Source organism: Novosphingobium sp. 9 (assembly GCF_025340265.1).
GTDB lineage: Bacteria > Pseudomonadota > Alphaproteobacteria > Sphingomonadales > Sphingomonadaceae > Novosphingobium.
On record NZ_CP022707.1, the window covers coordinates 2,946,572 to 2,958,744 of the forward strand.

Annotated in this window: 10 protein-coding genes; 3 read left to right on the top strand and 7 right to left on the bottom strand. The window is 63.4% G+C overall.

The window, feature by feature from the left end:
* Nucleotides 1-114: 114 nt before the first annotated feature.
* The gene (locus tag CI805_RS14385) at nucleotides 115-1,590 is read right to left on the bottom strand and encodes an alginate O-acetyltransferase AlgX-related protein (protein ID WP_260924706.1); all 1,476 of its coding nucleotides are present in this window, start codon (nucleotides 1,588-1,590) and stop codon (nucleotides 115-117) included.
* 225 nt (nucleotides 1,591-1,815) lie between these two features.
* On the opposite strand from CI805_RS14385, the gene CI805_RS14390 reads away from it, so the two are divergent.
* On the top strand, nucleotides 1,816-2,721 hold the full coding sequence (locus tag CI805_RS14390) for an alginate lyase family protein (protein ID WP_260924708.1): 906 nt from the start codon (nucleotides 1,816-1,818) through the stop codon (nucleotides 2,719-2,721).
* 4 nt (nucleotides 2,722-2,725) lie between these two features.
* Here CI805_RS14390 and CI805_RS14395 read toward each other — a convergent pair whose 3' ends face one another.
* Both CI805_RS14395 and CI805_RS14400 read right to left on the bottom strand, forming a co-directional pair.
* On the bottom strand, nucleotides 2,726-3,064 hold the full coding sequence (locus CI805_RS14395) for a hypothetical protein (protein ID WP_260924711.1): 339 nt from the start codon (nucleotides 3,062-3,064) through the stop codon (nucleotides 2,726-2,728).
* A gap of 141 nt (nucleotides 3,065-3,205) precedes the next feature.
* A protein-coding gene (locus CI805_RS14400) for an IS630 family transposase (RefSeq protein ID WP_260923236.1) occupies nucleotides 3,206-4,152 on the bottom strand; the annotation gives its coding sequence in 2 pieces (ribosomal slippage) (nucleotides 3,206-3,816 and nucleotides 3,816-4,152; 948 coding nt in all).
* A 167-nt stretch (nucleotides 4,153-4,319) separates the two neighbouring features.
* Between CI805_RS14400 and CI805_RS14405 the strand changes: the two genes are divergently transcribed.
* Nucleotides 4,320-5,080 (top strand): IS5 family transposase gene (locus CI805_RS14405; protein WP_260924713.1). Its coding sequence is split into 2 segments (ribosomal slippage): nucleotides 4,320-4,656 and nucleotides 4,656-5,080, totalling 762 coding nucleotides; the frame shifts between segments, so codons are not numbered across the junction.
* A gap of 215 nt (nucleotides 5,081-5,295) precedes the next feature.
* On the opposite strand, the gene CI805_RS14410 is transcribed toward CI805_RS14405, so the two are convergent.
* The 4 genes from CI805_RS14410 to CI805_RS14425 all read right to left on the bottom strand — a co-directional run bounded on the left by CI805_RS14410 (nucleotide 5,296) and on the right by CI805_RS14425 (nucleotide 10,717).
* The gene (locus tag CI805_RS14410; RefSeq protein WP_260924715.1) at nucleotides 5,296-6,309 is read right to left on the bottom strand and encodes a MarR family transcriptional regulator; all 1,014 of its coding nucleotides are present in this window, start codon (nucleotides 6,307-6,309) and stop codon (nucleotides 5,296-5,298) included.
* Nucleotides 6,310-6,405: 96 nt separating this feature from the next.
* Nucleotides 6,406-7,428, bottom strand: a complete 1,023-nt coding sequence (gene hemH, locus CI805_RS14415) for a ferrochelatase (protein ID WP_260924718.1) — start codon at nucleotides 7,426-7,428, stop codon at nucleotides 6,406-6,408.
* Between the two features lie 2 nt (nucleotides 7,429-7,430).
* A complete protein-coding gene (locus CI805_RS14420) occupies nucleotides 7,431-9,716 on the bottom strand; it encodes a molybdopterin cofactor-binding domain-containing protein (protein ID WP_260924719.1) in 2,286 nt (761 codons plus the stop codon).
* Complete coding sequence (locus CI805_RS14425; RefSeq protein ID WP_260924721.1) at nucleotides 9,716-10,717, bottom strand: Mrp/NBP35 family ATP-binding protein; 1,002 nt, start codon at nucleotides 10,715-10,717, stop codon at nucleotides 9,716-9,718. Before CI805_RS14425 ends, CI805_RS14420 begins: the two co-directional genes overlap by 1 nt.
* Nucleotides 10,718-10,922: 205 nt before the next feature.
* Between CI805_RS14425 and hflK the strand changes: the two genes are divergently transcribed.
* Nucleotides 10,923-12,170, top strand: a complete 1,248-nt coding sequence (gene hflK, locus CI805_RS14430) for a protease modulator HflK (protein ID WP_260924723.1) — start codon at nucleotides 10,923-10,925, stop codon at nucleotides 12,168-12,170.
* Nucleotides 12,171-12,173 lie beyond the last annotated feature (3 nt).

Below are 12,173 nucleotides of genomic sequence, written 5' to 3' on the forward strand. Positions count from 1 at the left end.
TACGACACACAGACTTGCGACCGCTTGTGCATGCACGTGAGCAACAGGCACCACGCTGAGCGCCGCAAAGCTTGCGGCGGGCCAAAAATGGTAACGCATATGAAAGATGCCCCCTCAGGTAGTAGAATTACATAAACTGGCCTTGATTTTACCCGCAATCATCGTTGCGGGCTGAATGGTAATCGCTTCAACGCCTGACAACGTAGGCAATCTGAGCTTGAAATCACGTGGCGGACTGGCTGACCGCTCAAAGTCGAAGTCAAAGCTTTGCGCGCTGCCGTCGAACCCGCGGGTGCGAATGGTGAACTTCTTGAGTGCGGCGTTGTCGCTACTAAGCGATATCGTCGCTGCGCCGGCCGACACCTTCTGAAGTTGCCCCCCGCCGAACGCCGTACTTTCCCCAGGATCAAAAGAAACATTTGAGCTTAGGCCGTTCGAGCAGGCGCGACCTGTCAATCCGCGCAAAACCGCAATACTCGTATCACGCGGCAAATCTGTAGGCGTAAACTCCCAGATTATGTAAGCGGGCTTGTCTTTCTCCAGCGCGCCGGAAGACAGGTACTGACCCAAAGCTTCGTCCACCCCGCCGCCAATTACCGACAGATTGGTCACGTCCAGCCCTGTTGCCTGCCCCAGAAAGCCAGAAAAATTATACCGATGGTCCAGCGCAGAAAAACTCGTTCCCAAAACCACCAAGGATAACGTGTTGTCCTTGCTTAGCAGCGACTGCCCTGCCCCCACTCGCTGTGGCACATCATAGCTTCGCACCTGCGGATAAGGGATATGTGAACCGCAAATGTCGTTCACCGACCGGGTCAGCCCTTCGAGAATGACGGGAGAGCCGCTGCGTGAAAAATGATAGGAGACGGGACTTACTTGCTGCACGCGAGGATCTGCTCTTACGATGCGCGCGATCGCCCTCGCTGCCATCAGGGCACCAACTGGCGTCCAATGGATATCGCCTGGATCCGTAAGTTGATCACGGGAAGTCCCGCTGCGGTCAGCCTCACCGAGAATATCGGGAACAAGCGCGCCATCGGCCCTTAATTGGGCGAGCATAACCCTATATCGTTTCTCAACTTGCTCAGCCCTGCTCTGCCCATCAGGAAGAAATGCAAGGTGTTTTTTTGCCAATACCATACGAGGTGGCGTCAACAGAATGATCAACCGTGTACCGTTGCGCGCCAATCGCCCGTTGAGTTCCCGGACAAGGTCATGAATCCGTTCATCCGAAAAACCAAACTGTGCGGACAGTTCCATACGCCGGAACAGCCAGCCATTTTCCTCCTCAACAACCTGCACGCCGGGAAATTTGTAAGATTTAGGATCGCGCGCCGCATCGCACATCACAAGGCGATTTTTGGCAGGTGCAGCCCAATCGGTTGAGATGCTCGGCTCACCCAGCGGCTGGGCATTGGCAGCTTGCAGAGGGGATAGCACAGAAACAACTTGTTTCACGGATTCGTTACTGCCGGACACTGCCTGCCAAACCACCGGGCCGATCGCTGCAGCGAGACAGGCCGTTACAGGAACGCCCAAGCCGAACCAAATCCGATATCGACTATTAGCCGATAGCTTGTGGAGCATCATTTTCATAATCTCCATTGTTATAAATAAAATTAGAATATTGGAGGATTTATAGTGCGAAATCGGACGTTAATTGCGCTAAGCACGATCCAATTCGGTTTCTTCCTACCAGCCCAAGCCCAAGACTGGAGGCCTGGAAACCTCTATCCTGCCTTGGCCAGCCCTTTAGAGCTTCCTCGCCAGAAGGCAGGCAAGCCGTGCAGCCCCATCCCTCCTGCGGTGCGAGACATGGAAACTGTCAGCAAGTATGGGGAACACAACAAGACAAACAGTACTGTAATAAACGCAGAGGCAGACGCGCAGTATCTGGCGGACACCGCTCCGGTCACCAGCTTTGCCAATGCGGTCACCAAGCGCGCGGATCATTATGTCGAAGCAAAATCCACAGCGGATTTTGACGCCTCTTGCGCGCTGGAGTGGCTCGATGAATGGGCACGCGGTAACGCTCTTTTGGGAAAAATCAATCGGCAGGGTGAATCCGTCAGGAAGTGGGAACTGGGCACGTTTGCCACCACCTTCCTCAAGATTTCGCATGCACACCTCGACCCCGAAAAGCAGGCGCGAGTTGTTGATTGGCTTCACAAACTGGCGATTGCCGCAAAATCTGACTTTTCCCGTGATCCAGATCTCAATAGCCGCAAGAACAACCACCTCTACTGGGCGGGTTGGAGCGTAGCCGCAGCCGGGATTGCAACAGGAGATCGTTCCTTGCTGGAATGGGGCATGGACTGTTTCCGAACTGGAGTGGATCAGATCCGCGATGACGGGACTCTCCCCCTCGAGCTCGCACGTCGCAATCGGGCCGCCAGCTACCACATGTTTGCCATGCAGCCCCTCATCATGCTGGCGGAAGCGGGAGAAACCAATGGTATTTCCGCATACGCCTACAACGATGGGCGCCTCAAGAAACTGATCGACCTCAATCTTCGCGCCCTTGCGGACAAATCCGTTTTCCAATCGCTGACCGGCTTTGAACAGGAACCGTCCGAGACTGCATCGGCGCTTAGCTGGATGGAACCTTACTTCGCCCGCTTCCACGATGCGCGTCTGCTGCCGTGGCTGAGCAAATACCGCCCGATGAACACGCGCAGGACAGGTGGAGATATAACCGCGTTGTATGCACCCATGCCATAAGCGGTCATCCGTGGGTACAAGTCGCGCCACCTTCATGCCCCGCCAAAAGGGCATCGGCGTCAACACTGTCGCGTATCGTTATATGGCGATGATTGAATATGCCTTTGGCTGAGATCGCAATTCGCGTTAATCCGATTGCAAGTGGAACAACCATCAACAGCACATAGCTATCTGGCGCCCGACGCAACAATCCAGGGTAAATCACTGCCCAAACGATGCAAGGAACAAGGGGCAACCAAGCAGCAGCGCAAATGCGCACAAATTTACGCAGCCCCGTAGAACCGTCATTCCTTTGGTCTATGCCCAGCAACATTGCAAAAGGCAAAGTCCAAAACACCATCATTACAACAGCCTCAGCATGAAAAATTCCTGCAGAAGCCCAATCCAGTAAGTTCGCACAAGCTGTAGAAAATTCACTCCACCACGGTCCTGCCTGCGGGATATCTCCAAAGGTCTGCCGCAGAACTTTTAGAGCGGATTTCGATCAGTCTGGATCATATCCGCAAGAGCTGAAGTAATTGGCGCATTCGGCGGGTTGGAAGATGTCGACGAGCTTTCCGATGAGGCTCCACAGACCGCTGACTGTTCGCTCCCCGATTTTCCTTAGGAGGGCCTTGAGGCGGGAGAAAGCCTTCTCGATCGGATTGAAGTCCGGGCTGTAGGGCGGAAGGAAGCGCAGTGTCGCACCTGCTGCTTCGATCCGATCCCGGACAGCCGGACGCTTATGGCTCGACAGATTGTCCATTATGACGATGTCACCTGGCCGCAGTTCAGGTACGAGAACCTGGGCCACGTAGGCCTCGAACCAATCGCCGTTGATGGGACCGTCCAGTACCATCGGTGCGACCATGCCCGTCATGCGCAGAGCCGCGACCAGCGTAGTGGTCTTGCGGTGCCCGTGAGGGAAACCCATCCGCAGTCGCTCGCCTTTGGCACAGCGGCCATGGCTGCGGGTCATGTTGGTGGCGGTCCAGGTTTCATCGATGAAGACCAGGCGTCCTGGTTCGAGGTCGACCTGCCCCTCGAACCAATCATGCCGCTGCTTCAGGACGTCGGGACGGTCCTGCTCGATTGCATGGCCAGTCTTTTTTTGCGCGTCATGCCCCGACGTACAAAAAACCGATGAAGTCCCGCTACCGAGACGATCAGTCCGGCTGCGGCCAGATCCACCCGTAGTTCTTCCAGCGAAATGTCCTTCCGCGCCTCCCAGACAGCGAGGACTTCCGCCGCTCGTTCCTCGATCCGGCGCGAACGCACATCACCGCCTTGCGGTTTGGCGGCAAAGGCGCCCGTGTCGCGCCGAAGTGCATGCCAGCGGATCGCCGTCGAGGGGGCAACACCAAATCGCGCCGCCGCCGCCCGGCAACTCAATCCGTTATCGATCGCTGCCAAAAGCCGCGAGCGCAAATCCATCGAAAGCGGATGACCCATCCATGCCAGCCTCCTTCACCAGCACGGATTATGAATCACAAAACGCTATCGTAGGGAATCCCTACCGATTCATACCGGTCGAAATCCGCTCTAAGGCGTAAATTTCCAAGCTGGCTTGAAGTTTTCCGTCTCACGTGATTCAGGCTTTCCATTGCAATGGAGGCTTGATGGCACGGCGGCGCTACGAACTGACGGATGGAGAATGGGCGATTATCGAGCCCTTGCTGCCCAACAAGCCGCGTGGCGTTCCCCGAGTTGATGACCGACGGGTTTTGAACGGCATCCTTTGGCGTTTCCGTACCGGCTCGCCATGGGTGGAGATACCCGAACGCTATGGACCTTCCACGACCTGCTGCAACCGGTTCGTCCGTTGGCGCAAAGCCGGGGTGTGGGACCGGCTGCTCGTTGCGGTCTCCGCCGCTTTCGCGAGTGAGATCGTGATGATCGATTCCAGTTGCGTCCGCGTCCACCAGCACGGTGCGACGGGTAAAAAAGGGGAACTGGAGATCGCGGCATGGGACGTTCCCGAGGCGGTCTCACGAGCAAAATCCATGCCCTCGTTGACGCTGATGGTCGTCCCGTCGCCCTGCGCCTGACCGGAGGCCAGGTTCACGACAGCCAGGAAGCCGAAGCCCTGCTTGAGACTGTACTCGAAGGCGCGACACTACTCGGCGACAAAGGCTACGACAGCAACGCCATCCGGGAGGCTGCCGCCCGCAAGAATGTTTGGGCCAACATCCCGGCACGATCCAACCGCAAGCAGCGCTTCGCCTTCTCGGGCTGGGTCTATCGCCAGCGCAATCTCGTCGAACGCTTCTTCAATCACATCAAACACTTCCGAGGCATCGCCACCCGCTACGACAAGTGTCCCGAAAACTACCTCGCCGCCGTCAAGCTCATATGCGCTCGCATCTGGTGCGCTGGATAATGAGTCTACGTCCTAGGGCATAAACTCATAAAATCGCTTGAGGTTTGACGGCTATCCTGACTCAGAGCCCTGCATATCGGAGGGTTAGATGGCACGGCGACGCTATGCACTGACGGATCGGGAGTGGGTAATCATCGAGCCCTTGGTATCTCGAAATAAAGCCAGCCTCACACCCGGCCTGCCTACATAGCGCATCGAGAGGCCGAAAAACCGGATCAGGCGATCTCGACAAAATAACGGGCCATTGCCTCTGCACAGCTGTCGCTCAACTCGATGAAGGCCCGGCGACGGTCCGCATCGTCACACGTTCGCACGAACAGCCCCGCCTCGACCATCTGGCCGATCCATCGCAGGGCCGTCGTCGGCGGGACGGCCGCGGCGATGCACAGCGACGTGACGGAAACCCGCCCACCCTCGGCACGCGCTGCCGTAAGGTCGAGCAGCATGTCCCAGGCGGGATCGGCGAACAGGGCGGCGTCTATGAAGCGCCCGCGCAGCTGTCGCTGCCGGATGACACGGCGCACCACCCGCGCTTCGGGCAAGGCTGGCTGCCGCGCCTGCAGGCCGTCGTCCCCCGATTGACCGGGAGGTGGTGCCACCGGAGCCGTCCGGGCAGGATCACGGGCGTCCCCCGCGCCCCCCGGCGCCAGATTTTCGATGCGTCCGGCGATCATCCCCACCTGCTCCGTCAGGCGCAGGATCATCAGCCTGTCATCTTCCGACAGTTCGCGCACGCCCGCCTTCGGGATGGCCGCCAGCACCCGCCCCAGCGCGAGAACCCGCTCAGCGCGATCGGGATCGACGAGAATCTGCGCACACGACTGGTCGAAACAGGCGAATACATCGTCAAGCGCTGCGGCATTGGTGGATACGATCAGCTGCGTCCTGGCCTGTGCTGCCCGCATGTCCAACTCACACAACGCCGCCAGATTGCGCGCGGCGATGGCGGGACAGTCCACCAGAACCACATCGCTGAGCGCACAGTCCGCGCGAAGCAGATCGTCCAGCGACCCCACGCGGCGTACCGCAAGGCCAGCGGCGCCCAGATCGTCCCGCAATGTGGCGCGCAGTGCAGCGCGATCCGCGAAGATCGCCACCGACACGTCATCCCGCAACGCACCGCTGCCGGAGCCACCGCCCCCGCCCCCACCTCCGGATCGACCGTAGGCAAAGTCTGCCGCGCTGCTTGCCGAAAAATCCTGATCGAATTCACGCTGCCCTGAATACATCGCCTTCGACTCCCCTGCCAACAAGAACAGGATCGGAACAAAAAGCGATCAAGTCAAGAAACTACGTAGTAGTCTGTAAGGCACGTTCGGAGCGGGTCAGAGCCACCCGGAAAGTTCATTGCGAACAAGAGCCTGCAACATGTCCATACCCGCCTCGGAAGCATTGAGGCAGGAAAGGGTTACAAAACTTTCACCCCCGGATTCGAGGAAGACTTCCCTTCCCCGGATCGCCAGTTCTTCCAGCGTTTCGACGCAATCGGCGGAAAAACCGGGTGCCGCAATCGCGAGTCGCCGCGTGCCGCCGTGGGCCATCTCGGCCAGCACCGCCTCTGTCGAAGGCTCCAGCCATCTGGCCCGGCCAAATCGCGACTGGAACGCATGACGGATCTCCAGCGCGGGAAAGCGCGCGGACAGGCGCTCCTGCAGCAGGCGGGCCGTCTTGAGGCAATGGCAGTGATAGGGATCGCCCAGCTTCAGCGTCCGCTCGGGCATGCCGTGGAACGAGAGCAGCAGTGCCTCGGGCAATTCGGGAAGCGCTGCCAGCTGCGCGCCCAGATCGGTTGCCAGCGCGTCGATGTGGGCCGGGGCGTCATAGTACGATGGCAGCGTGCGCAGGGCGGGCTGCCAGCGCATGGAACCGAGCGCCGTGCCCACTGCGTCCATCACCGAGGCGGTCGTCGCCGCGCAATATTGCGGATAGAGCGGCGCGATCAGGATACGCTCACAGCCCGCGCTGCGCATCGCCTCCATCCGCGAGGGGATCGAGGGATTGCCGTAGCGCATCGCCCAGTCGACCATCACCTCCGCCCCCAACCGCGCCTGCAAGGCCTCTGCCTGCGCCGCCGTGATCGCGGCGAGCGGCGAGCCCTTGTCCGTCCACACTTGCGCATAGGCATGCGCCGACTTGGCCGGTCGGGTGCGCAGGATCACCCCGTGCAGGATCGGCTTCCAGACGACAGCCGGGATCTCGATCACGCGCGGATCGGAAAGGAACTCGGCCAGATAGCGGCGCACCGCCTGCGGCGTCGGCGCATCGGGCGTGCCCAGATTGACCAGCAGAACGCCCACGCGCGGCGCCTTGAGCGGCGGATGATCGGCAGGGAGAGTAGGGTTCGGCACGCTCAGGCATCCTCGGCAAAGAGCGGCAAACGCCGCAGACGCAGCCCGGTTGCGGAGAACAGGGCATTGGCAATGGCAGGGGCGGCGACCGCGACGCCCAGTTCGCCCGGATCGGCAGGCGGCTGCGTGCTGGTGACAAAGCCCACATCGATCTGCGGACAGTCCTTCAGCGCAGGCACCGCGAGCGCCGAGAGCCTGTCGGCATCCGGCCACCCTTGCGTCCAGCTGCCCGCACTGCCGAGCGCGAGGCCCAGGCCGAAGATCAGGCCGCCCTCGATCTGCTGGCGCGCAATGTCGATATTCACGATCCGCCCGATATCGACCACCGCGCTCAGCGCATCGACGCGCACGCCGCCCTCGTCGCGGCGGACACGGGCGACAAGGGCGATCCGGCCCTCCCCGATGCGCGCATCGCCGATACGATGGCAGGCGATGCCCTGTCCGCTGTTGTCGCTGCCGCCGTCCCAGTTCGCCAGCGAGGAGACGCGCTGGAGGCACTCGGCCATGCGCGGATCGCCGCCCAGCATCGCCATGCGATAGCTCAGCGGCTCGCACCCGGCACGGTGGGCGAGTTCATCGACGAAGCACTCGTTGAAAAAGGCGGTGTAGCCATGGGCATTGCCGCGCATCCGTCCGGTCGGCAGGTCGAGCGCGGCGGGCACGTGATCGACGGCGAGGTTGGCGATGTCGTAGCCCGGCACTGCGCCGGACAGCGCCAGCGGATCGGCAACGCCCTGCACCGCGCGCGCGGCATCGGCGGGAGATTGCGCCCCGAACAGCCGCTCGCCGAATTCGCGCGCGGTGGCGGGCACGGCGATGCGGGCGCGCCAGGCGGTGATCTGGCCATCGCCATCGGGCCGTGCAGCCATGACCGCCACCGCAGGCGTGCGCGGCAGGCCCGCGACATGCTCCTGTCGCCGCGACCATGTAAGCTGCACCGGCTTGCCGACGGCTTTGGCGATAGTCGCGACTTCGGCCCCTTGCGCAAATTCCAGCCGCCGGTCGAAACTGCCGCCGATAGGCATGGGATAGAGCACGACATCGCCTGCTCCCACGCCCGCCGCCTTCGCCGCAGCACGGCGCGCAGCCTCGGGCGCCTGCGTGCCGATCCACAGCTCCAGCCGCCCATCCTCGTCCAGCCGCGCAGTGGCGCTGGCGGTCTCGATGGTGGCGTGGAGCGCCGGGGCGACCTCGTAGCGCAGCTGGACCGGCAGGCCGCCCGACACCGCTTCCGCATCGCCCTGAAGGTGGATGCGGTGCGGATCGCCGCGCGTCATCGCGGCATCGAGCGCGAGGTCGATCGCATCGCCATCGGCGGCGTGCGAAACCCTGAAATGCGGTGCGGCACGCTGGAGCGCCTGCTCGGCGGTCCACCAGTCACGGGCGACCGCCGCCACCCAGTCTGCCCCTTCGACGAAACGGACGAAGCCCTTCAGGCCCTTGCCCGCCTGTTCATCGAGGCCAGCGATCTGCGCCACCCCCAGCGGTCCGTGGCGGATCGCGGCGAACAGCATGTCGGGCAGGCGGATATCGCCCGCGAACGTCCACGAGCCATCGACTTTGGCGGGCAGATCGAGGCGCGGATGGCGCAAGGGGGCGCCGGGCGGAAATTCCTCGGGGCTTTCGGCCTCGGGATCGCTCTGCAGCGGCGGTGGCGAGGGTGGCGTCAGCCCCGCTGCCGCTTCGGCCAGCAATCCGAACGAGAGCGCCTTGTCGCCATAGGTCACAAGGCCACCGGCGACCGCGCACTCTTCGGGCGTGACGCCCCAGCGCGCCGCCGCAGCCTGCGTCAACAGGCTGCGCGCGATAGCTCCGGCAGCGCGTGCGGGCGCCTCGTAGGCCGCGAGCGCGGTGCCGTCCGCCGTCACATCGAAGCGATTGTCCTGTGCCCAGCGGCGCGTCAGCAGGTCCACCGGATCGCCCGCCAGCGCATCGGCGATACGCGGGCCGGTCGGCATCCACAGCGGCGCCCATTCCGCCGCCAGCACGGTGTTGGCATAGAGCGCGCTGGGCGGCGCGGGCTCGACCGCGATCTGCCGCCAGTCCGCCCCCAGTTCCGCCGCGACGATCTGCGGCAGGACCGTGGTGATCCCCTGCCCCATCTCGACCTGCGGCACCGCCACGGTGACGACGCCCTGCGTATCGATCTTGAGCCAGGCATCGAAGGCGAACTGATCCGGCCCGGCCTTCAGGGGCAATGGAAAGCGGCGCGGGCGCAGCACGAAGCCCAGCGCCAGCCCGCCCCCGGCGAGCGCCCCGATCAGCACGCCGCGCCGGGTCGGCGCCATCAGCGGGCGCCTTCGGACGTGTCAGGAGCCTGTACATCTGGACTTTGCGTCTCCAGCCAGTCCGCCACGCGGGCCGCCAGCGCGGCGAAAGCCTCGGCCTGCGCACCGTCGCCCGCCGCCACCGGAACGCCTTCGTCGCTCTGGCGCCGGATCGCGATGTCGAGCGGGATGCGTCCCAGGAAATCGAGCCCCTGTTCGGCCGCCGAGGCTTCCGCCCCGCCGCAGCCGAACGGATCGCTCACCTCGCCGCAGTGCGGGCAGGCATAGCCCGCCATGTTCTCGATCAGGCCGACGATCGGCACGCCCAGCTTACGGAACAGCCCGGTGGCGCGCGCAGCGTCGATCAGCGCGAGATCCTGCGGGGTCGAGACGATCACGATGCCGGAGGGCGGGAACTGCTTGGCCAGCGTCAGCTGGATATCGCCGGTGCCGGGCGGCAGGTCCACGATCAGCACTTCGGCATGATCCCAGTGCGCTTCCAGCATCTTGACCATCGCGCCTGCCACCATCGAGCCGCGCCAGGCGATCGCCTCGCCCGCGCCCGCCAGTTGCGCCATCGACAGCATCGGCACGCCCCAGCGGCTCGCCACGGGAACCAGCCGCTTGTCGTGCGCGACCGGACGCTCGTTCTCGGCCCCCAGCAGCCGCGCCTGCGACGGCCCCTGAATATCGGCATCGACCAGTCCGACACGCAGGCCCCGACGCGCCAGCGCCACCGCCAGATTGGCCGAGACGGTGGACTTGCCGACCCCGCCCTTGCCCGAGGCGACCGCGATGATGCGCGGCCCTGTGGGTTGCGGGCGACGCTCGCCCATCATGGCGACCCGCAGTTCGGTCACGCCGGGAACCTGCGCCAGTGCCGCACGCGTGGCCTGTTCGAGACGGACGGCGGCTCGCTCGTCCAGCCCCTCGCCATCGAGCACCAGCGTCACCACGCCATCGACCGCACGCAGCGATTGCAGGCGTGCGGCAGCCTCCGCAGGCAGTTTCGCCTTCAGCAAAACTTCCGTGTTTTCGTCCCGTTCGCCTGCCACAACACCTCCAGCGCGCCTTGCCTCGCAAGCGCATATCGGCAGCGATCCGAACCGCCGGACATGCGCATCCTTGCGGCTGCCGTGGCCCAGTGGATCAAAAAGGACAAGAGAGCCTCTGTTTTTGTGCCCCAACGGTTCCTATAGAGACCGGATGACAGGATTAGGTGGAGCGATGGCGCGCGGTGTTCTTGCGATGACCGGACGGCGCAGTCCCTGGGGAGGTTCCTCGGACAACGGCGGTGACGGATCGCGAAACGACGGCGACGATCACGCGCAAGAGCCCGGCGACAGCGCCGACCCCGAAGTCGGCGCGGATGAGGCGCCAGACAGCGGGGCGCCCGAGGATCGCAGCCCTCCTCCGTCCAAGGCCCCGGAACAACGCGGGCCGCGCAACCCCTGGCTGCCCACCGGCACGCCGTCGCGCAAAGGCCCCGGCCTCGACGATATCTTCCGTGGCCGCGACAGCGGCAACCGCAACGCGCAGCGCCCGTCCGCGCCCGGCGGCGGCAATCGCGGCCCTTCGCTGCCGCAGTTTCCCATGCGCCCCGAACTCGCTGCGCGCTGGATCCCCTGGGCCATCGGCGCCGCAGTGATCGCCGTGGCGGCCGCCTCCAGCATTCATGTGGTGGGCCAGAAGGAAGAGGGCATCGTCACCCAGTTCGGGCGCTATTCGCGCACGCTCGGCCCCGGCGTCTCGCTGACGCTCCCCTGGCCGGTCGAACAGGTTGCCGTGACCGACGTCACCAGCATCAAGATCGATTCGATCCCCGAGGGCGAATCCGAGATGCTGATGCTCACCAGCGACAAGAACCTTGTGGACCTTACCTATCTGGTGCGCTGGAACATCAAGAACCTGCGCGATTATTCGTTCCAGATCGCCGACCCGCAGGACACCGTTCGCGAAGTGGCCGAAGCCTCGATGCGCGCCTCGATCGCGCAGATAGGCCTCGATTCCCTGCTGACCGGCGCCGGACGCGGCCAGGTCGAGGACAGCGTGCGCGATCGCATGCAGCGGGTGCTCGACAGCTATCACGCAGGCGTGCTGATCCAGGGCGTGGAAATCAAGAAGGCCGATCCGCCGGCCAAGGTTGTCGATGCCTTCCAGCAGGTCACGGTGGCACAGCAGGGTGCCGAGCGCGACCGCTCGAACGCGCGCGCCTGGTCGCAGCAGTTGCTGGCAGGCGCACAGGGCGCCGCAGAAGCCTTCAACAAGGAATATGCCGAGTACAAGCTCGCCCCGGAAGTGACCAAGCGGCGCATGTGGTACGAAACCATGGAGCGCGTGCTGCGCAAGAACGGCGCGGTGATCGACGAGGGCAAGGACGGCCATGGCGCCGTGCCCTACCTGCCGCTGCCTGCCCCGAAGAAGCCGGCGCCCCCGGCTGATGCCCCCGCCGCTTCCTCGGGAGATGCCCAGTGACCG